This is a genomic window from Candidatus Kuenenia sp. (genome assembly GCF_039794105.1).
Taxonomy (GTDB): domain Bacteria; phylum Planctomycetota; class Brocadiia; order Brocadiales; family Brocadiaceae; genus Kuenenia.
Map to the genome: position 1 here is coordinate 15,534 of NZ_JBDIWA010000009.1, position 21,037 is coordinate 36,570.

18 protein-coding genes are annotated in these 21,037 nt (G+C 42.3%); 6 read left to right on the top strand and 12 right to left on the bottom strand.

Going from position 1 to position 21,037, the window contains the following annotated elements; translation table 11 throughout:
• Positions 1–320 precede the first annotated feature (320 nt).
• The 10 genes from fabF to gltX form a co-directional block, all read right to left on the bottom strand.
• Complete coding sequence (fabF, locus tag ABJL82_RS06695) at positions 321–1,565, bottom strand: beta-ketoacyl-ACP synthase II (RefSeq protein WP_347273958.1); 1,245 nt, start codon at positions 1,563–1,565, stop codon at positions 321–323.
• The gene (gene acpP, locus ABJL82_RS06700) at positions 1,566–1,799 is read right to left on the bottom strand and encodes an acyl carrier protein (RefSeq protein ID WP_347273959.1); all 234 of its coding nucleotides are present in this window, start codon (positions 1,797–1,799) and stop codon (positions 1,566–1,568) included.
• Positions 1,800–1,843: 44 nt separating this feature from the next.
• Complete coding sequence (gene fabD, locus ABJL82_RS06705; RefSeq protein ID WP_347273960.1) at positions 1,844–2,764, bottom strand: ACP S-malonyltransferase; 921 nt, start codon at positions 2,762–2,764, stop codon at positions 1,844–1,846.
• 6 nt (positions 2,765–2,770) lie between these two features.
• Complete coding sequence (locus ABJL82_RS06710) at positions 2,771–3,766, bottom strand: beta-ketoacyl-ACP synthase III (protein ID WP_347273961.1); 996 nt, start codon at positions 3,764–3,766, stop codon at positions 2,771–2,773.
• A 39-nt stretch (positions 3,767–3,805) separates the two neighbouring features.
• Positions 3,806–4,822: a phosphate acyltransferase PlsX gene (plsX, locus tag ABJL82_RS06715; RefSeq protein WP_347273962.1), complete on the bottom strand. Its 1,017-nt coding sequence runs from the start codon at positions 4,820–4,822 to the stop codon at positions 3,806–3,808.
• Positions 4,823–4,826: 4 nt separating this feature from the next.
• Entirely contained in the window at positions 4,827–5,054 is a 228-nt protein-coding gene (gene rpmF / locus ABJL82_RS06720) for a 50S ribosomal protein L32 (RefSeq protein WP_347273963.1), read from the bottom strand.
• Positions 5,055–5,458: 404 nt separating this feature from the next.
• Positions 5,459–8,116, bottom strand: coding sequence for an alanine--tRNA ligase (gene alaS / locus ABJL82_RS06725; protein ID WP_347273964.1), 2,658 nt, complete (start codon positions 8,114–8,116; stop codon positions 5,459–5,461).
• Positions 8,117–8,119: 3 nt separating this feature from the next.
• A complete protein-coding gene (gene recA / locus ABJL82_RS06730) occupies positions 8,120–9,214 on the bottom strand; it encodes a recombinase RecA (RefSeq protein WP_347273965.1) in 1,095 nt (364 codons plus the stop codon).
• Positions 9,215–9,309: 95 nt separating this feature from the next.
• Positions 9,310–9,873 (bottom strand): RNA 2',3'-cyclic phosphodiesterase, encoded by a 564-nt coding sequence (gene thpR, locus ABJL82_RS06735; RefSeq protein WP_347273966.1) that lies wholly within the window; start codon positions 9,871–9,873, stop codon positions 9,310–9,312.
• Positions 9,874–10,088: 215 nt separating this feature from the next.
• A complete protein-coding gene (gltX, locus tag ABJL82_RS06740; RefSeq protein WP_347273967.1) occupies positions 10,089–11,447 on the bottom strand; it encodes a glutamate--tRNA ligase in 1,359 nt (452 codons plus the stop codon).
• Between the two features lie 468 nt (positions 11,448–11,915).
• Between gltX and ABJL82_RS06745 the strand changes: the two genes are divergently transcribed.
• The 6 genes from ABJL82_RS06745 (at position 11,916) to ABJL82_RS06770 (ending at position 18,683) form a co-directional block, all read left to right on the top strand.
• The gene (locus tag ABJL82_RS06745; protein WP_347273968.1) at positions 11,916–13,001 is read left to right on the top strand and encodes an ATP-binding protein; all 1,086 of its coding nucleotides are present in this window, start codon (positions 11,916–11,918) and stop codon (positions 12,999–13,001) included.
• An 18-nt stretch (positions 13,002–13,019) separates the two neighbouring features.
• Positions 13,020–14,366, top strand: coding sequence for a sigma-54 dependent transcriptional regulator (locus ABJL82_RS06750; protein WP_347273969.1), 1,347 nt, complete (start codon positions 13,020–13,022; stop codon positions 14,364–14,366).
• A 484-nt stretch (positions 14,367–14,850) separates the two neighbouring features.
• Positions 14,851–15,249, top strand: coding sequence for a bacteriohemerythrin (locus ABJL82_RS06755; protein WP_347273970.1), 399 nt, complete (start codon positions 14,851–14,853; stop codon positions 15,247–15,249).
• A gap of 160 nt (positions 15,250–15,409) precedes the next feature.
• Positions 15,410–16,120: an iron-containing redox enzyme family protein gene (locus ABJL82_RS06760; protein ID WP_347273971.1), complete on the top strand. Its 711-nt coding sequence runs from the start codon at positions 15,410–15,412 to the stop codon at positions 16,118–16,120.
• A gap of 72 nt (positions 16,121–16,192) precedes the next feature.
• Positions 16,193–17,770, top strand: a complete 1,578-nt coding sequence (locus ABJL82_RS06765) for an FMN-binding glutamate synthase family protein (protein ID WP_347273972.1) — start codon at positions 16,193–16,195, stop codon at positions 17,768–17,770.
• A gap of 400 nt (positions 17,771–18,170) precedes the next feature.
• Positions 18,171–18,683, top strand: a complete 513-nt coding sequence (locus ABJL82_RS06770) for a RidA family protein (protein ID WP_347273973.1) — start codon at positions 18,171–18,173, stop codon at positions 18,681–18,683.
• A 3-nt stretch (positions 18,684–18,686) separates the two neighbouring features.
• Here ABJL82_RS06770 and gcvPB read toward each other — a convergent pair whose 3' ends face one another.
• Together gcvPB and ABJL82_RS06780 are read right to left on the bottom strand one after the other, a co-directional pair.
• Positions 18,687–20,144 carry an aminomethyl-transferring glycine dehydrogenase subunit GcvPB gene (gcvPB, locus tag ABJL82_RS06775; protein WP_347273974.1) on the bottom strand — a complete coding sequence of 486 codons (1,458 nt, stop codon included), beginning with the start codon at positions 20,142–20,144 and terminating at the stop codon, positions 18,687–18,689.
• A 502-nt stretch (positions 20,145–20,646) separates the two neighbouring features.
• On the bottom strand, positions 20,647–20,871 hold the full coding sequence (locus tag ABJL82_RS06780) for a DUF433 domain-containing protein (RefSeq protein WP_347274026.1): 225 nt from the start codon (positions 20,869–20,871) through the stop codon (positions 20,647–20,649).
• Positions 20,872–21,037: the final 166 nt, after the last annotated feature.

Here is a 21,037-nt window from a genome sequence, read left to right on the forward strand (position 1 = left end):
TCCGTTATTAAATTATTTCACTAATTCAAAGAAAACACATGACGTGATGAAAAATCGGTTTAAAATTGATGTAAACAAAAAACGAAATATATTGACAGGGGAATGATTGCGGAGTGTTGATACGTTCATATGACAATTGACAATTGACAATTGATAATTGATAATTGTCCAAACAAATTCTAATGACAAAATGCAAATCATTTTGTCATTAGAATTTGTTTCGTATTTCATGATTCGAATTTCACGAATAAGTATTTTGACAAAAAGTGCAAAGAAATAACTTTTAAGGAACTATTGTTCCGCTTTTAATACATTATATTTTATACTTTGCCAAGTATGATGGTCGCATTATGTCCACCAAAGCCAAATGAATTAGATAGTGTCTTCTGAATCTTTTTTTCGCGTGCTTCGTTAGGAACAAAATCAAGTCCAGAGCACTGCGGATCAGGGGTTTCATAATTTATTGTTGGGGGAATAATTCCCTCATTCAGTGCAAACGCACAAATGATAATTTCTACGCTTCCCGAAGCACCAAGCTGGTGTCCTAGCATAGACTTGGTAGAACTCACGGGAATTTTTGAGGCATGGTCGCCAAAAACCTTCTTAATGGCCACCACCTCTATCTGATCTCCAAGCGGAGTAGACGTCGCATGGGCGTTTATGTAATCTATAGATTCAGCGCCGCATCCGGCGTCGTTTAGAGCATGTGCCATGCACCGTATCGCTCCCTCGCCGTTGCTATTGGGAGCTGCAATATGGTATGCATCAGCAGTCATTCCGTATCCCAATATCTCCGCATAGATTGTTGCCCCTCTTTTTTTGGCAGCCTCCAGTTCTTCGATAACGACTATTCCCGCCCCTTCAGAGATGACAAAGCCGTCACGGTTTTTATCAAATGGACGGCTTGCTTTCTGCGGTTCACTATTGTGGGTAGACAATGCCTTCATTGCGCCAAACCCGGCTACAGCTAAAGGGGTAATAACCGCCTCAGAACTTCCTGTAATCATGATGTCTGCGTCGCCTCTCTGAATTACCCGCACTGCTTCCCCTATGGAGATTACCCCTGTTGTGCAAGCGGCAACTACTGCAAAATTAGGGCCTCTTAAACCATACCGGATTGCCGCATGTGCGGAAGCTGCGTTCGCCATTAGTTTAGGAACCATGAAAGGGGAAACCCTTGACGGCCCTTTATTTAACAGATTTTTGTGTTGCGCCTCAAATTCCAAAAGACCACCCATACCGGACCCTATAAAGACACCAACACGCGCGGTATCGATTGCGTCAAAGTTTAAACCCGCATCTGTTACTGCAATATCGGTCGCCGCTATCGCGAATTGTGAAAATCTGTCCAGTCTCCTGGCCTCTTTGGTATCAAGCCACTCTGCCGGGTTAAAATCGCTTACTTCGCCGCCAAATTTCACCTCAAATACAGTAGTATCAAAAGAAGTAATGGGTTTAATGCCGCTTTCACCGTTGCACAATGCAGACCAGAGTTCCTTTTTTTCTCTCCCCAGAGAAGTTATTGCTCCGGTCCCCGTAATGACGACCCTTTTTCTTCCATGCATTTATTTGTGTTCCTCTATATATTTAACTGCATCTCCCACCGTACGTATTTTTTCAGCATCTTCATCAGGAATATTCATATCAAAGGCGTCTTCAAATTCCATAATTAGTTCCACTGTATCGAGCGAATCTGCGCCTAAATCATTGATAAAGGATGTTTCAGGTGTTATCTGTTCCGCTTTTACCCCCATTTGTTTTGTGATAATTTCTCTTACTTTTTCTCCGACGGACGTCACGATTTTTACCTCCTTGTTAAAGACAATTCAAATTTATTGCGCAATTAAAGATCTGCTATTGTGCTAACACTTTTGACTTGCTGAGCAGGATCAATTTTTTTCATAAGTCCCGACAAGGTTTTTCCAGGCCCTATTTCATAAAATTGAGAAAATCCATCCTGTATCAGTTTCTGCATAGATTGATACCATTTGACAGGACTGTTTAGCTGTTTTATCAGAGCTGTTCTTATTTCCTCCGGATTGGAAACATACTCTGCGTTAATGTTTGCAACTACGGGAATTCCGGGTTTTGAGATAACCGTTGATTCCAGTTCGGAATAAAGCTTGTCACTGGCAGGAGTCATTAGGCCGGAATGAAATGCACCCTGCACTTTTAGCGGGATTACCATCCTGGCGCCTCTTCCTTTTGCCAATAGAGCCGCCCGTTCCAGTACATTTGATTCTCCTGATATTACTACCTGTCCAGGGCTATTATAATTTGCGGCGCAGATTACACCAAACGGTTTCAATTCCCTGCAAATATGTTCTATTTTATCATCTTCCAGTCCAATGACAGAAGCCATTCCTCCGGAACTTTTCTCACAGGCCTCCTGCATATATGTACCACGCTTATACACCAGTTTTACCGCATCTGCAAAAGCAACAGAACCTGCCGATACATGTGCGGTGTATTCCCCCAAGCTCAGCCCGGCAACCGCATCACAGGTGGTTTTCTCAAAAAAAGAAATTTCCTTCAACACTTCAAGTATTGCAATGGAAGTCACCAATATAGCCGGCTGACTAAGAGACGTCTTGTTTAATTCCTCCTGATTTCCCTCAAAACATAAAGATGCAAGGTCAAATCCTAACGCATCATTTGCCTGGTTGTAAATTTCGCGAGCTTCTTTGTATTCATTGTAAAAATCTTTCCCCATGCCCACCAATTGGGTACCCTGGCCGGGGAAAAGAAAGGCTGTTTTCCGCATAATACTTTACCACCTAATAACACATGATCCCCACGTCAATCCTCCCCCGAAAGCTACCAACATCACTAAATCGCCTTTCCTGAGTCTTCCTTCCTGCTGCGCCTCATCAATTGCTATGGGAACTGAAGCAGAAGATGTATTCCCATATTTATCAATATTTACAAATGCCTTTTCCATGGGCAGCTTCAGTCTTTCCATGGTTGCTTCAATGATTCTCAGATTGCTTTGATGGGGGATAATTAAATCGATATCCTGAACAGCAAAACCATTTTTTTGTGCAGTTTCTATCACCAGGTTGGTAATGGTATTAATTGCGAGTTTAAAGACTTCTTTTCCTTTAAACCGGATATAATGCAACCTTTCTTGCACCGACTCTGTAGTTGCAGGGTGTTTTGAGCCGCCGCCCGGTATTATAAGTACGTCAGCATACGTTCCGTCAGAGACCACTCGTGTGTCTAATATTTGATGTTTTTCCTTATTGTTTTGAAGTACGACTGCGCCAGCCCCGTCCCCAAACAAAATACAGGTAGCCCGGTCTGTATAGTCGGTAATCTTTGATAAACATTCTGCGCCCACCACTAAAACAGTTTTCGCAGCTCCCGAATTTATAACACTTTGCCCTATGGAAAGTGCGTACACAAATCCGGCACAAGCCGCTGAAATATCAAATGCGCTTGCATGGACAGCGCCAATTTGCTTTTGCAAACAACAGGAAGTGGAAGGAAAAAGGTAGTCGGGGGTAATGGTGGAAGTAATAATCATATCGATTTCTTCCGCTGATATCCCGGCATTTTCTATTGCTTTTAACGAAGCTATGGCGCCAAGATCTGATGTTGTCACCCCATTCTCAACAATACGACGCTCCCTTATTCCTGTCCGTTGCAGAATCCAATCGTCCGTAGTGTCTACCAATTTTTCCAGAGCATGATTGGTTAATATCTTTTCAGGAAGGTATGACCCCACCCCTGTTATCGATGCTATTTGATTTTGGTGTACGTTCAATTTCTCATTGCCCAGAGAAGGTGCAAAGCCTTTAAAAACTTAAGCAACTTCTGCCGTAAGTGTATTGGATTTTTCCAGTTCCGAAATAATATGCCCGTTAACTGCTGTTTTTGTTAATTTCAATGCCGCCTTTATGGCATTTTGTATAGCCCGCGCGTCAGATCTCCCGTGGCAAATAATACAAACGCCATTTACCCCCAGCAATGGAACGCCTCCGTATTCGGCAAAATCCATTTTTGCCTTTAACGATTGGAAAACCGGTTTGCACAAAAGCAGTCCAAGTTTTGCCCAAAACCTGTTCATCGATTCTGCTTTTATCGTGGTAAGAAGGTTCTTCGCCATCCCCTCCGCAAATTTCAATATTACATTTCCCACAAACCCTTCACAAACGACGACGTCTGCCTTGCCATCAAATATCTCACGGCTTTCAATATTCCCGATAAAATTTAAATGTGAGTTGGAAAGAAGCGAAAAGGTTTCCCTGACCAGATCGTTTCCCTTTGCGTCCTCTTCTCCTATATTGAGAAGCCCAACCCTGGGATTTTCTTTATTCATGAGGTGCTTGCAGACCGTTGACGCCATAATTCCATACTGATACAAGTGTAAAGGCTTGCAACTGATATTGGCGCCTGCATCGATAATCAGACATGATCCATAAAGGGTGGGAAGGGATATCGCAATGCCTGGACGGCGAATGCCTTTCAATGTTTTCATATGTAGCATTGCCGCCGCTACCGTTGCCCCCGTATGCCCCGCACTGACGAGTGCATCAGCTTTCCCCTTAGCAACCAATTCAACACTTTGCGTAATGGAAGAGTTTATCTTTTGCCGTATGGAATGCGTTGCAGGATCCTCCATGCCGACTATTTGAGCCGCATGATGAATGGTTATATTTTTGGGAATGGTTCCGCCAAGATGTAATTCGTGTTTAATTCTGTTTTCGTCACCGACCAATATAATCTCAGCATCAGACACCTGTTGCGCAGCCAGGACAGAGCCTTTGACAATTTCTTGCGGCGCCTTATCCCCGCCCATGGCGTCTACCGCAATCCTCATAAACTTACCTTTCAACAGAAATTACCTGCCTGCCCCGGTAATATCCGCAGTTATGGCATACTGTATGCGGTTGATTTACTTGTTTACAGTGCGAACAAACATAACGTTTGGAGCGGATACGCCCCCCCTTTTCTAAATTTTTATCTAACGGAAAAACTGGAGCCGTAAGTTTATCGTGCGTACGTCTTTTACGTGTTCTTGAGTTAGAATGTCTCCTCTTTGGATTAGCCATTTAAAACCTCATTGTTAAAAATTTATTTAATAGTTTACACAGAACTGATTCAGCAATGCTGGAATATACATATAGTTATTTCACCGGATTTTGCCAATAATACCGGAAATACTTTCTCCCTGATGCGTTCATTTTATAGAAGCAGGATTATACACATTATTTTTTAAATTAACAATACTATTTATAGGCGTCCGGCCTCAACACCGGCAAAATTTTACCAGTGCGGTGGTTTGCTTCCTTTTTGGAAAAAACACAGATAATTACTATCACTGCAATGACAAAAAAAACTCAAGTCTTTGAAGTACAAAATTATATGTGCCAAAAGGACAAATTGCAAAAAAATTAAGGCAACAATCTGGTTTTTTGAAAAATCTCAATAAAATTAAAGGTCGCCATCTTTTTACTTAAGAAACCTTCTGCAGGATTTCTTTGCTGAACAACGTTTCGGCAAAATCAAGCGCTTCGTCTAATTTACCAACCGCCTGTCCACCCGCTTGCGCCATCTCCGGTCTTCCGCCGCCTCCTCCGCCGACTATTTTTGCAACCTCTTTTGAGATATTCCCCGCATGCAAACCACGGGAAGCCAGGCCTGGGCTTAAAGAAATAATTACTATTACACGCCCATTCTGAACGCTTCCCAATGCTACTGCGGTTTCCTTTTCTGATTTCATCAGCATGTCCGCCGTTCTTCTCATATCATTCGCCGATGCATTATCTATTCTCTTTGTTATAATGTTAACGCCTGAAACTTCTTTTGCAGTCACGGAAAACGAATCAATTTTCTCCAGTAATTCTTTTTGCTTTTGTTTATGAAGTTCTTTGTGGAGTTTTTTTACTTCATTCAGGAGTTCCTGTGTTTTTGAAGAAAGATCTTCCTCGCACGCATTCAATATGCCGCACAATTCCTGAACAATCTCCTCCTTCTCCCTGTCCCTGGTTAATGCCGAAATGCCTGTGATCGCCTCTATACGACGTATTCCCGCAGCGACAGAGGATTCCCCGACGATTCTGAAGAGTCCTATTTCTCCGGTATTGTTTATGTGCGTACCGCCACAAAGTTCCTTGCTAAAATCTCCGATGGAAACCATTCTGACCCGTTCCTCGTATTTTTCTCCAAAAAGGGCTACGGCTCCGGCATTTCTTGCTTCCTGAAGCGTTTGTTCTTTCACCGACACGGGCGCATTTTCCATTATTTTTTCGTTTACCAGATCCTCGATACGGTCAATTTCCTCCTTCGTCAAAGAGGAAAAGTGATGAAAGTCAAAGCGTAGACGGTCCGGGGACACCATTGAGCCCGCCTGTTCTGCATGTCTGCCAATGACATTCCGCAATACCCAATGAAGCACGTGCGTCGCCGTATGATTTCTTTTTATTAAACCTCTCCTGTGCGTATCTATTCGCGCATCAATCATATCGCCCGTCCTCACTATGCCTTTTGTTATCTTTCCGATATGAATGATAAAGGAATCGTTCTTTTTTGTATCAGTTATACAAACATGAATCCCCTCCGATTCAAGGATTCCCGTGTCTCCAATTTGTCCGCCGGACTCACCATAAAAGGGCGTCTGATCGAAAACTATCGATACCTCGCTTCCGGCTTCAGCCTTTTCAATAAGGTGGTCTCCCTGAACAATAGCAATGATCCTCGCACTGCATGAATCCTTTTCGTACCCTAAGAATGTTGTGCCTTTTGATATCTCTTTAATCTTGCCCAAAAAACCGGCGTCAAATACCTGACCGGTCATAGAGGATGACGACCTTGCCTGCATCCGCTGGCGTTTCAATTCCACTTCAACACCGGCGCTATCCATGGCAAAACCGTGTTCCCTGAGAATTAATTCGGTCATGTCCAAAGGGAAGCCATATGTATCATATAATTTAAAAGCCTCTTTTCCCGGAAGCTCTTTTATTTTATTCTTTTGCATTGTATCCATTAACTCTTTTAACCGTACCGTCCCCAGTTCCAGAGTTTCGAGGAATTTTTCTTCCTCGCTTTTTATGATCCTTGCGATATTCTCCCTGCGTTGTTTAATATCCGGATAATAATCCTGCATAAGATCGCTGATAATTGGCACGAGCTTGTATAAAAAACATTCTTTTAAGCCAAGTTGCGCGCCATCACGGATAGCCCTTCTCAGTAAACGCCTTTCCACATATCCCCGCCCTTCATTCCCTGGCAAAACGCCATCGGCAATGCAAAAAATACAGGCCTTTACATGGTCGGCTATCCGGCGCATACATACGGCGTTTTCTTTTTTATCATGATACCGCAGGTGTGTAATATCTTCTATCGATTTAATTACAGGGGCAAAAATATCTATATCGAAGTTTGTCGGCACTCCCTGCATAACACGCGCCATTCTCTCCAGTCCCATGCCTGTATCTACATTTTTGTTGGGCAATGGTTCCAGCCTGCCATCTTCTTTTCGGTCAAATTGCGTAAACACCAGATTCCAGATTTCGACAAAGCGGTCGCAATCGCAGGCAGGCTCACATTCTTCCCGGCCACAACCAACACCTGCTCCCTGGTCGTAAAATATTTCTGAGCAGGGGCCGCAAGGGCCGTTAGGGCCTTGTGCAGGGGCATTTGCAGGCCAAAAATTGTCATTTTCGCCGTAGGAATAGATTTTTGATTTGGAAATGCGGATATGTTTTTCCCATATTTCGTATGATTCGGGGTCATCTTTATACACACTGACAAAAAGTTTCTCTTCCGGTAATCTTAATTCCTGCACGAGGAACTCCCACGCCCATGCAATGGTTTCTCTTTTAAAATAATCGCCAAAGGAAAAATTGCCCAGCATTTCAAAAAAAGTATGGTGCGAAGCCGTTCTGCCAACATTTTCCAAATCCCCCGTTCGAAGGCATTTTTGGCAAGTTGTCGCCCTTTTTATATTTAATCGTCCCTTACCAAGGAACATATCTTTGAACTGATTCATCCCTGCACCCGTAAAAAGAAGCGTAGCGTCTCCCTGCGGGACAAGCGAATCTCCTGGCCAGATTACATGGGATTTCTTTTCGAAGAATGTTAAAAATTTATTGCGAATTTCACCGGTATTCATACGTTAATTACTTTTCGCTCTCTTCGAAGGTGTGCTTTTTTCCGTACTTTCAGGGGGTTTTTCGGGAGGCTTTTGAGACGCCGCAGAAGGCAGTACTATTTTCAGGATTGATTGTTCAATTTCTTTCATCATTTCAGGATGTTCCGTGAGAAATTGCCTGGAATTCTCCCTGCCCTGCCCCAGCCGGGTTTCTCTATATGAATACCACGTCCCCGATTTTTCAATAATATTATGTTCAGCGCCAAGGTCAAGGACGTCTCCTGCCCGCGATATGCCTGTATTGTAAAGGATGTCAAATTCCGCTCTTTTAAAAGGCGCTGCAACCTTATTTTTTGCAATAGTGGCGCGAACTCTGCTTCCGATTATTGCATCGCCGTCTTTTATACTTCCAATCCGCCGAATATCAACACGCACCGACGCATAAAATTTTAATGCCCTGCCTCCAGGCGTGGTTTCCGGATTTCCTCCATACATAACGCCAATCTTTTCACGAATCTGATTGATAAAAATTACGCTTGTTCTTGATTTTGAAATGCACGCGGTAAGCTTGCGTAATGCCTGCGACATCAGCCTTGCCTGTAATCCTATATGTGTATCTCCCATTTCTCCTTCAATTTCAGCACGTGGCACAAGGGCCGCTACCGAGTCAACCACTATTACGTCAACAGCATTGCTCCTTACGAGCAGTTCTGCTATCTCCAGCGCTTGTTCTCCGGTGTCTGGCTGATTGACCATTAAATCATTCAAATTTACACCCAATCTTTTTGCATATTCGGAGTCCAGCGCATGTTCAGCATCGATAAATGCAGCTACCCCGCCCCCCCTCTGCGCATTTGCGATAATTTGAAGCGTTAGGGTGGTTTTGCCCGAAGATTCCTGCCCGAATATTTCAATGACTCTTCCGCGCGGAATTCCCCCCACGCCAAGCGCAACATCTAATGATAACGCACCGGTAGAAATTACGGGAACATCCAGTTTCGTATCGCCCCCTAATTTCATTATCGTCCCTTTTCCAAACTGTTTATCGATGTGCGAAATTGCTCTCTCCAATGCTTGTTGCCGTTTTTCCTTATCAGGTATTTCTGTATTAGTAGTCATATTTGTAAGAGAAAGATAAAGTTATCGTTTATAAAAATAATATGATTTGCATGAGATAAATAAGAAATCTTTTTTTGATAGTAATATTATAAAAGTTACACAAAACGAATATTACTTACCCTTGTGTATATCGGCCCCTCCCGAGTGAGATCACTCTTCATTAACACCAGGTGATCAATGTTTTCTTGCCCAAAGGTAAATTCTCTGTATGAATGTACACACTCCACAAGTTTCTTTATATTTTTATGTGTTTTAACCCGCCCGACAGTAATATGCGCCTCAAATGTATGTTCATCGTATGGTACTCCAAGCGCGGTTAAGTGCCTGTTTAATCTTTCATAAATAGAAGCCAGGGCGCCACTTGAATCCACAGCTCCGGCGAAGATTACACGCGGATATTTACCAGCGGGAAAAGTACCGGCGCCGCTATAGCAAATATCAAACGGTTTTATCTCAATGACAGATTGATGAATAACGTCAACAATCCCGTCAATCTTCTCTTCATCAGTATTGCCAATAAATTTTATTGTAATATGAAGATTTTGAGGCGCCACCCATTTTACATCAGCAGAAGCCTTTTTAAGGTCGTTTTGAAAATGTAATACTTTTTCCCGGACCGCATCTGTAATCTCAATCGCAATGAAAAGCCTTACGCCCATTCAAAATTGCCCTGAAAAAGAATAACGCCCCCCCCCAACATGTACAAAATAAAATTGAACCAAACAAACATGAAATAAAAAATGCGAAATTCGAAGCACGAAATACGAAACAAATCCTAATGACAAAATGATTTGAAATGCTAAACAAGCGCAGCTTTCGTACTTTGATTACCGTAGTAGAGACAGGTTTTAAACCTGTCTCTACAGTATGTTTGTTACAACCCAACGACATTCGTGATACCGTCCAGGTTTTTAATGGTGTTTTCAAGCCTTTTAAGTGTGGTTTCTTTTCCAAGGAGTTCCATTGTTTCAAAGATACCAGCGCTGGCGCTTCTGCCTGTTATTGCAACTCTTATAGGTTGGGCGATTTTGGAAAAACCAATACCCGCTTTTGCGGTTAAATCTCTTAAACACCCTTCCAACCCTTGTCTGTCAAAACTGTTCAGGGGAGAAATCGCTGAATAAACCTCCTTTAATATTTCAGGAATTCCTTCTCTTTTAAGGAATTTATCTGTTGCTGCCGGATCATATTCAACGGAATCCGTAAAGAAAAACCTCGTTTGATCAACCAATTCCTGGAGATTTTTAAACCGTTCATGGTACAATTCTATCAATCTGGACAGCCAATCTATTGAGATTCTCGTGGTATCGATATCCGATTTTTCAAAAAACAACCTGGCAGCAGCGGTAAGTTCTTCAATGGAGGTGTTTTTGATATACTGGCCACTCATCCAATCTAATTTAGTATTGTCGAATTGCGCACTGGTTTTGTTCACGCGCTTTAAGGAAAATTTTTCAATCATTTCCTTCATCGATAGTATTTCCTGGTCGTTTCCCGGAGACCACCCCAGCAAAGCAAGGAAGTTCACAAGCGCCTGAGGCAAATACCCTTTGTCCCTGTATTCAGTGACAGACGTTGCCCCGTGGCGTTTGCTCAACCGGGAACCGTCTTCCCCTAAAATCATTGGAATGTGTGCATATTCCGGCAACCGTAATCCCATGGCGTTATACAGTGCTATTTGTTTTGGTGTATTTGAGATATGATCATCACCGCGAATCACATGGGTAATTTTCATATCAGCATCATCCACTACGCAAGCGAAGTTATAGCTGGGAAAACCGTCTGCCTTAAGAATGACAAAGTCTTCAATAACAGCCGCATCAAATGTTATTGCGCCGTGAACAAGGTCGTTGAGTACGATAACATTATCTTGCATCTTAAACCGTATTGCAGTGCGCCCTTCCGCATCGGTGTCATAATATGCATTTCCCTGCGCTACCAGTTGTTCGGCATATCGTTTATATATCGGCAATCGTTGGCTTTGAAAGTATGGCCCTTCATCCCAATCCAAACCAAGCCATTTCATACTCTCTAAAATAGCTTGCGTTGCTTCTTTCGTAGAACGTTGCTGGTCGGTATCTTCAATCCGCAGGAGAAAAATACCGTTATTATGTCTTGCAAATAACCAGTTAAAAAGCGCCGTCCTTGCGCCGCCGATATGTAAATAACCGGTCGGACTGGGTGCAAACCGGACTCTTACTCCTCCTGATATTACATCATCATTTTTATACATGGAATCTAGAACCAAGCACTCACAAATTACAAAAGGGAAACCACATATTACACAGATTAAAAAATTCGCCACAAGCTTACAAATGACTAATTTGTTTCGGATTTCACCATTAAATATTTTGCCAAAAAATGCAAAGAAATCAGCCATAAGGTACTATGATATAATTACGCCTGGGTAAGAAAAAGCTGGCTTTAGGGCAGGGTTGTTGTAATGTTACTACGTTAAACTGCTGCCGGTTTCCATTCTTTACGCTCCGTCAGTATCTGGCAGTGAATATCTCAGGTGAAATACATAATTGAAAATATGATAACGAATTATGAATAATAGTGTCAAGCGTTTTATTAACCGGCAAAATGAGGCGGTAAAGATTACCGCAATTATTTCTGGTTGAATATGATATGTTATTTTATATTTACTTTTTTAGAAATTGTGATACCCTTAAAAATGTAAATTTTGGGAGGTTTTAGTGTGGAAAATTACATTTTAAGCCAGGCATTAGATTACACAAGCCGGGGGATAATGATCCAGGATGCACATCGCCGGGTTGTTTTTTTTAATCATGCCTGCGAAAAAATTACGAAAAGAACCAAAGATGAAGTTGTCGGAAAGGATTGTGGTGATATTTTTAAGTGCCATACTTCAACGGGGTTATGTATAACGGACAAGTGTTGTCCCGGTACAGAAATCCTGAATGGCCGTCTTTCTCAGGGTTCGCGGGAACTTTTGATTAACAGGGGCGATGACAGCGAATCATGGATAAGGGTAAATGTTTCCCCTATTAAGGATAAAGAAGGAAGGGTTACCCACATCATTTCTGTCATAGAAGATGTTAGCGAAGCAAAAAGATTTTCTGACGAAGTACTCAAATCAAAAACACTATCTTCCCTTGGAACGCTCGCCTCTGAATTGGCGCATGAAATAAAAAATCCCCTCAATGCCATGAATCTTCAATTGTTATTGCTAAAACACGAAATCAATGATAGTTACGACAACGGCAATTCCCCAAAAAATGAATTGTTGAAAATTGTGACAATTGTTCAAAATGAAATTAACCGTCTCGGCAGTTTTGTGGAGGAATGTCTGCAGTTTGCAAAAACAGGCAAGCTAAGCAGAAGCTATGCAAACATTCGTGAAATGCTAACGGATATCATTGCCTTACTTACTCCCCAGGCGCAACTCAATGGCATTCAATTGAAATTAGACGTAATGGAAAATATTCCCGCCCCGTATATTGACAAAGACAAGATAAAACAGGCAATATTGAACATTCTTATCAACAGTATTGAAGCAATGCCTGACGGCGGGGAATTACATGTAAGCGCCAGCGGTGTAAAAGACGAAATTGTTATTGCCTGTCAGGATACGGGACCAGGCATACCGGAAGAATTCAGGGAAAAGATATTTGATTTATTCTATACTACCAAGGATGGCGGCACCGGGATAGGCCTTTCTTCCGCGCAAAATATCATACAGAATCATGGCGGAATGATACGGCTGGCGACATCTGACGTTGGCAGTACATTTCTTATTACTATTCCTGTTAATCAGGATTAAAAAAGGGTTCATTACCTCATGACAAAACCAAAGCTGTTAGTGGTTGAAGACGATAAAAATACCCTCGACGGATTGATACAGATTTTGAGAAGGGGCGGATATACCGCTTCCGGGGTCTCTTCCGGCTATGACGCCTTAAATCAACTCTCAAGGGAAAGCTTTGATATTGTTATAACAGACATGAAGCTTCCCGGTATGGGAGGGCTGTCATTGCTCCAGGAAATAAAGAAAAAAAACTCATCTATTGCCATTGTCGTTGTAACGGCGTACAGTTCTATCAAATCGGCGGTAAATGCGGTGAAACACGGAGCTGATGAATATTTAGCAAAGCCGGTAGACGTGGAAGAACTTGAATTGGTTTTGGAAAAACTTTGGGAGAAACAACAACTCGTAATCCAAAACCGGCTGTTAAAGGAAGAGCTGAAAGATAAGTATACATTTTCCGAGCTGGTGGGCGGCTCTCCGCAAATGCATCGGATTTTTAAACTGATTGAAGACGTTGCCCCCAGTACGGCCTCTGTTCTTATTATGGGAGAGACGGGAACGGGAAAGGAACTTGTAGCGCACGCCATACATTACAGGAGCGAAAGGGCCGGAAAACCATTCGTGGCATTGCATTGCGCCGCGCTATCTGAAGGAATTCTCGAGAGTGAATTATTCGGACACGAAAAGGGCGCCTTTACGGGGGCGATACAATCACGAAAGGGGCGGTTTGAACTGGCAGACGGCGGAACCCTTTTTCTGGATGAATTGGCAGAGATGAGCCTGAAAGTTCAGGTCAAATTGTTGCGCGTCCTGGAAAAAGGAGAGTTTGAACGTGTCGGCGGGGAAAAGACCATAAAAGTGGATGTGAGGTGTATTGCTGCAACAAACCGGAATCTTGAAGAGGAAGTCTCAGAGGGGAGATTCCGGGAGGATTTATTTTACCGCCTCAACGTTATCTGCATCCAAATGCCCCCTTTGAGAGAAAGAAAAGACGATATTCCCATTCTCTCAAATTATTTTGCCGTTAAATATGCGAAGAAATACAAGAAAGAGATAAAAGGTTTCGACCCGGAGGCCATAAAAACGCTCTGTTCCCACCATTGGCAGGGCAATATCAGGGAACTGCAAAATACCATAGAACGGGCTGTTGTATTGTGTAAAAGCGATACCATTTCCGTTGATCATTTGCCGGAGAGCATTATGCCGGACAATGAATATATCCCGGTAATTAAAATACCCATAGGCACTACCCTGAAAGAAGCCGAAAAAGAGATCATCCAAAGAACCCTCCAAATAACCAATGGCAGCAAACAATCCGCTGCAAAAATATTGGGCATATCTACACGAAAAATCGAATACAAAACCAAAGAATGGTGCTGAATGCGAAAAAAATTCGCACGTTTTGCCGGCATATAGTCAATATGCGAAAATTTTTCGGAAAAATCTGCTAACAACCCCTCTCAAATACTTATCCATCCTGTAACAAAAATATCACCATTGTTATAACTCTCATCATATCAGATATTTATTTCAAAATAACAGACAGGCATTTTTTCAGGCACAACGATTGCTAGCGAAGTTCTAAGGTAGTTTGATATGTGTTGCGTCTTTGTTCCCCGCTGGTGGGGCATTAAAGCGAAGGAATAGGACTAGGATGAATGAAGCTTACCCTGTTTAGATAAATTAGTAAGCCTGAATATTTACTATGTTAATTATTTAACTGGGCAGGCGCACCCCATCAAACAAAAGTAAATACTATTGAATTGATGGGTTCACTCCGCTTCACCCATCCTACGGAATATCCAAAAAGTCGTTGGGTTTTTTAAGAGGAAATATTATTTAGGGAGATGGAGTTATGCCTTTAATGACATGGAAAGATGAGTATAGTGTAAAAATTGCTGAGTTTGATGGACATCATAAGCAACTAATAGAAATGATTAATGATCTGGATGACGCTATGAGGCAGGGGAAAGGGAAGCTCGTTGTTGGTGAAATTTTAAAAAAATTAATAAATTACACAGGTTTCCATTTTGCCGCAGAAGAGAAGATATTTAAGCAACATGATTATCCGGAATATGTTGAGCACAAGGACAAACACGACAAGATGACGGCAAAGGTATTAGCGCTTCAAAATGATTACAATGCGGGAAAAGTAAGCTTAACCGTAGAGGTCTCAAAATTCCTTACCGATTGGCTAAATAAACATATTAGTGAAACGGATCAGAGGTATAGCAAACATCTGAACAGTAAAGGTATAAAATAAGGGCGGATTATTTTAAGGAATTTAATGCTTTTTTGATCCATGTCTGAAGCAGGAAGGAGGTGTATTGATTAATTCAGTGCAGTATATTGTTAGTAATTCTTTGTTTGAATTTTAAGATATTTTGATAAATCTACATACTTTTTAGGAGGAGTTAATAATTATGGCTATGTCAACTGACGCATTTTTTGACAAACTGGAAGCAGAAGTTTTAAAACATCCGGCGGCTAACGACCACCCATATTTGCAAAAATTCAGAACAAAAGCGGATATGAAGGCGGTAAAATTATATGCGGAACAATACTATTGTTTTTCAAGGCATTTTTCACGGTATTTGGCTGGTGCAATTGCTATTTGTCCCGACGAAGCAGGCAGGGCGCCTTTAATTAAGAATTTATTTGAAGAGTACGGCGGTAGAAGTGAAGAGAAAAAAGGCATGGATGCAGAACTTACCCACCCTGCAATCTTCCGCAGATTCTTAAAGGCGGCTGGCGTTAATACCGATCAGCAGGCATTGAACAATATAGTAATGCTGCCTGAGACAAAATTGTTTGTGGAAAAATACCTGAACATTCATTATATGGATTATGTTGAAGCCTTGGGGGCATTGGGACCAGGGACTGAGTATATTGTGCCTACCATGTATCAGCCGATTCGTGAAGGCTGTAAACGCGCCGGATTAAATGATGATGCAGTGCTCTTCTTTTCTGCTCATATAGAATTAGACGTTGAGCATGCCGCAAACATCAGAAACTCTCTGGTATTTTGCTCTAAAACAGAAGAAGAGCAGAGAAAAATAAGGAAGGGCGCTCTTGATTTCCTTGACGCAAGAACGGTATTGTGGGACGGGTTAGAGAAGGCAACCAAATTTTAATCAAAAAATCTGCTGGTGCGCTATAACTATTCCAACCGTTAAATTTGTTAACCACAAGGAAAGGAGTATTTTATGGGATCCTTGTTTATCCCGAACAAATCAAGGGCCACAGGCACATGGACCCGTTTAGGCGATGAGGTATTGCCCCAAAGCGGTATGTGCGTTACGTGCCTGGATGGCTGCCCCGGATATTGCGAAATTGGCAAATCCGCCTATAGGGGGCCTGAAGCGATTTATCCTGTGCCGTTTGGAGAAATTACCGCAGGGGCGCAAAAGGATTTCCCCGTTGATTTTTCTCATTTTAACATAACAGGCTCAATCACAGGACATCACCAAAAGGAATATGACCTGTTTACCAACGCCTGTATTGAAACGAAAATGGGGAGGGACGGTGGACTAAAATTGCGTATCCCCATAATTTGTACAGGCCTTGGTTCAACAAAAATAGCCCAAACCCACTTTGAGTCTTTAGGCTCCGGCGCAGCTATCTGCGGCACTGGCATTGTCCTCGGTGAAAATGTGGCTGCGATGGATGATGATTCAACCATAACGGACGGCAATGTTACAAACAGCCCGGAATTAGTGAGGCGTTTCAAATCGTTTAAGGATCATCAAAAGGATGGGTATGGATTTATTGCAATTCAGGCAAACCAGGAAGACTGGCGTCTTGGGGTATTACCCTACTCCCTTGAGAAATTAGGGGCGGACGCCGTCGAATTGAAATGGGGACAGGGCGCCAAAAATATCGGAGGCGAGGTAAAGTTAACTTCCATTGAAAAGGCCATCCGGTTAAAAAAACTTGGATATGTGGTCATTCCAGACCCTGAAGATGCACTTACGCAGCAGGCATTTAAAAACGGGACGATTAAGGGCTTTGAAAGGCACACACGGATTTGCGCAATACCAGACGCCATGTCGCGGGCATTTGACGGATTCATGAATAACGTCCAGCATTTAAGAGATGCCGGCGCCAAATATGTCTTTTTAAAGACAGGGTCTTACCGGCCTTCTGACCTTGCCCGCGCCATTAAATTTGCTTCCTGGGCAAGGATAGACGTCCTGACAATCGATGGTTCCGGCGGCGGAACGGGCATGAGTCCCTGGCGTATGATGAATGAATGGGGACTGCCAACGGTGTATATCGCCGCATTAACGTATGAATATTGCAAAAGGCTTGCTGACCGTGGCGAATACGTCCCTGATATAGTCCTTGCAGGGGGTCTCGTTTCGGAAGACCATATTTATAAGTCCTTTGCCCTTTTATCGCCGTTTATTAAGGCGGTTGGGATGTCACGTTCTACCATATGCGCCGCCATGGTCGGCAACACAATTGGCAAAGCTGTTGCTGATGGAAAAGTGCCAAAACCTGTTTCGGAATATGGTTCTTCCACCGATCAAATCTTCTATTACTCACAAAAGGTAAAGGATCAGTTTGGCAATATTCCCACAGGCGCTATTGGGATGTATTCTTATTATCAGCGCCTGGCAACTGGATTGAGGCAACTAATGGCCGGTTCCCGGAGATGGTCGGTTAACGATATAACGAGGGATGATATTTTTACATTAACGAGAGAAGCTACTGATATCACCGGCATTACCTATATCATGGATTATGACAAAGAACAAGCAGAGAGGGTTCTGGATGCATGACGTTCCCACTTGTTGCATCATTACGCAGCAAAGCCGCAATCAAAATGCAGAGACTCACAGCCGTGCGTCTCTACTTTAACGGTGTAATTTATATACCGGTAGTTATACGGGCAATCCTCCATACCTGTATATCTACCGGTACAGTACTTACAGGAGCCAGGGAAAAGGGGAAAATGTTCAATATTCAATTCTCAAATTGTTGCTCATTTGCTTCTATTCTTTTACATTGAACATTGAACATTGAATATTGTAACATTGTAACATTTTAGCTTTTTGAAAAATTCACGGGATAGAAAAAATACCATGTAGCCCGTTAGTGGCGGTCTGTCCGTATTAGTGTTACCATTCTTCTGGCAATGAATTGTATTTTGTTTTGTCTTTTAACGAAAAGAGGGGAAAAATGGCAAATTTAACTTTAGCAGATTTAGATGCATTACCCATTGATAAAGCATTGCAGTTGTCTTTTAAAGAAAGAGACACATTATTAGACCTTATACTAAGGGATTCTCTGAAAAACGTCGGGAAGCAACCTGAACGGCAAATAGGGTTGATGAGCGATTACTTTGAAGAGGACATGGTCAGACTGACAAAAGTCCGGGCAATTAAAATACGCTGCGGTGGTTTTATCCCTGTGGATGCGTCGGGTGAAGTACCTGGTCTGGTTCCAAAAGAACAATTTAAACTGGTTTTTTCAAACCTGAAAACTGCATTGGAAGCTATGGGTTCAAAGCCCGATAGAATAGTAAATTTAATTATTTTCCTTAAAAATATGGATTACTGGGGAGAGATGAACGCCGTGTACAAGGAATTTGTCAAATCATGTCCAACCCGTGCAGCAATTGGCATACAAGACCTGAACAAGACGTATCAAATTGAACTGGTAAATGTTATTGCCTACAAGGTTGCAAAATAGTCTTCATTCACCCGTCCACTTTAATTTTGGATTTCTGGCGGCGATTACTTCGTCAGGGCGTCCGATTTTCGTTTTTTGAGGTGCATTACGCACGGTTTCCGGCGCTTGCACAATTGCGCCGGCAATTTCAATCATTGCGCATGCAAACGCATCCAGTGTTTCCCGTGACTCAGTTTCTGTCGGTTCCACCATTAAAGCCTCTTCCACTATTAGTGGGAAATAAATCGTAGGGGCATGAAAACCGTAATCCAATAATTTTTTGGCAATATCCAAAGCGGAAACGCCCTTTGCCTTTTGTTTTTTTGCGGATATGACAAATTCATGCATGCAGGTCTTTCCATACGGTATTTCGTAATATTTTGAAAGGATATTTCTCAGGTAATTGGCGTTTAAGACGGCGTTTTCCCCCGTTTTTATTATCCCCTCCTTCCCTAACGATAACAGGTACGTATATGCCCGAATCATTATACCCACATGACCATAAAAAGCCCTGACCCTTCCTATTGAGTCCGGGAAATCATACGTTAATGCGTATGAATCATCCGCATTTTTTACTGTTCGTGGTGTAGGGAGGAATGCCTCTAATGCCCTTGAAACCCCTATCGGACCCGCCCCAGGCCCGCCTCCTCCATGAGGGGTAGAAAATGTTTTGTGCAGATTCAGATGTAAAATATCTACCCCCATGTCTCCCGGACGCGCTATGCCCAGAAGCGCATTCATGTTGGCGCCGTCACAATAAACCAGCGCTCCGGCATCGTGGGCGATTTTACTTATTTCAAGTATATCTTTTTCAAAAAGGCCGAGGGTGTTGGGGTTGGTAACCATGAGAGCCGCCGTATCATTTGACAGCATTTGTTTCAGTTTTTTAACATCGATAAGTCCGTTGGCATCTGATTGAACGGATTCAATACGGTAGCCGCAAAGGGCGGCGGAGGCAGGATTTGTTCCATGGGCAGAATCAGGCACAATAATGGTATTTCTGGTTTCCCGCTGTTTCTTCATATATGCCTGAATTATCAGCATGCCTGTTAATTCACCATGGGCGCCCGCCGCAGGTTGTAATGTGAAACAAGGCATACCTGATATATCTGCAAGCATCTGTTCCAGATCATAGAGTATCTTTAAGGTACCCTGGCATTGTTCTTGCGGTTGGTAAGGATGTAGCCTTGTAAAACCTTCCAGATTTGCGGCATCTTCATTTATCTTCGGATTATATTTCATGGTACATGAACCCAGCGGATAAAAATGCGTGTCAACGCAATAGTTCATTTGGGAAAGTTTTGTAAAATGTCGCACTATGTCAATTTCCGATACTTCGGGAAAGTTGGGGTTCAGGCTCCTTTGCATTTTTTGAGGAATAAACTGTGTTATGGGTCTTTCCGGCACATCGCAGGCGGGCAGTATAAAACATCTTCTGCCGGAAACGGATTTTTCAAAGATAAGAGGTTCTGGAGTATTCATAATGTGTGTATAGTGGTTAAGGTTGATTCGTATTGTTAAAGGGAAAAATTCTTTGATATATGAAAAGACTCAATAAATGATAACTATCAAGAAATAAAAGAGGGGGAACGTTCGTCTTTTCCTTGCAGAACAAAAATATTCAATATTCAAATTCTCACTTCAAGGCGGGTTCAGGTTTGCAACCCAATGTCATTAAGTTAAGCAGCCTGCCATAAAAGTTCCCCTTAAAAAAGGGGGATAAAGGGGGTTGTTTTTTGATCAAATATCCTTAACTTAATGACATTGGTTTGCAACCTGAACCCATTAGTTTATGCGAATAATGTGGCCATGCACTGTGGTAAAATTCCAATACCCAAATCACAAATTCGTAACACTTTATTCCTGATGACTGTTTGGAATTTGAAATTTGTTTGTTATTTGTTTTGCCAATAGAAGGCTGGATTGAAGGTATAAAACGTTTGGTTCAGGTTACAAACCTGAACCAGCGAAGATATCAACGCCATCAAACGGCTACCTCATATTCAGAAAGCTCGCGGGCATAATCCAGACAAGCTGCTATTTGTTCCTTAGTAATACCAGTAAATTCCGCCATAATTTTTTCAATAGGTTCGCCAGCGGCCAAATACCCAAGGATAAGGCTAACCGGGATTCTGGTTCCTTTAATTCTGGGTTTCCCCCTAAGCACATCTGATGTACTTACAATGTGGTTCCTCCAATCCACCATTATTTCTCCTCCTGTATTAATTTATATAGGGTAAAATTATGCGTGCATTATAGACAACGCAATTCCATTGTCAATATTTAAAAAGTGTTACGATAACTCTTTCATGACCCGGAGTTTTGTCTTGCGCTATTGCTTTTACTATGTGAACATTATTATTATATTTTGATCT

What these genes read in the sequence shown, in the direction of transcription:
- plsX (WP_347273962.1), bottom strand. Translation starts at nt 4,822, where the DNA reads ATGAGGATTGCGGTAGACGCCATGGGCGGGGATAAGGCGCCGCAAGAA.
- ABJL82_RS06750 (WP_347273969.1), top strand. Translation starts at nt 13,020, where the DNA reads ATGACAAAACCAAAGCTGTTAGTGGTTGAAGACGATAAAAATACCCTC.
- fabD (WP_347273960.1), bottom strand. Translation starts at nt 2,764, where the DNA reads ATGCGGAAAACAGCCTTTCTTTTCCCCGGCCAGGGTACCCAATTGGTG.
- ABJL82_RS06770 (WP_347273973.1), top strand. Translation starts at nt 18,171, where the DNA reads ATGGCAAATTTAACTTTAGCAGATTTAGATGCATTACCCATTGATAAA.
- recA (WP_347273965.1), bottom strand. Translation starts at nt 9,214, where the DNA reads ATGACTACTAATACAGAAATACCTGATAAGGAAAAACGGCAACAAGCA.
- rpmF (WP_347273963.1), bottom strand. Translation starts at nt 5,054, where the DNA reads ATGGCTAATCCAAAGAGGAGACATTCTAACTCAAGAACACGTAAAAGA.
- gltX (WP_347273967.1), bottom strand. Translation starts at nt 11,447, where the DNA reads ATGTATAAAAATGATGATGTAATATCAGGAGGAGTAAGAGTCCGGTTT.
- ABJL82_RS06755 (WP_347273970.1), top strand. Translation starts at nt 14,851, where the DNA reads ATGACATGGAAAGATGAGTATAGTGTAAAAATTGCTGAGTTTGATGGA.
- alaS (WP_347273964.1), bottom strand. Translation starts at nt 8,116, where the DNA reads ATGAATACCGGTGAAATTCGCAATAAATTTTTAACATTCTTCGAAAAG.
- thpR (WP_347273966.1), bottom strand. Translation starts at nt 9,873, where the DNA reads ATGGGCGTAAGGCTTTTCATTGCGATTGAGATTACAGATGCGGTCCGG.
- ABJL82_RS06765 (WP_347273972.1), top strand. Translation starts at nt 16,193, where the DNA reads ATGGGATCCTTGTTTATCCCGAACAAATCAAGGGCCACAGGCACATGG.
- fabF (WP_347273958.1), bottom strand. Translation starts at nt 1,565, where the DNA reads ATGCATGGAAGAAAAAGGGTCGTCATTACGGGGACCGGAGCAATAACT.
- ABJL82_RS06760 (WP_347273971.1), top strand. Translation starts at nt 15,410, where the DNA reads ATGGCTATGTCAACTGACGCATTTTTTGACAAACTGGAAGCAGAAGTT.
- gcvPB (WP_347273974.1), bottom strand. Translation starts at nt 20,144, where the DNA reads ATGAATACTCCAGAACCTCTTATCTTTGAAAAATCCGTTTCCGGCAGA.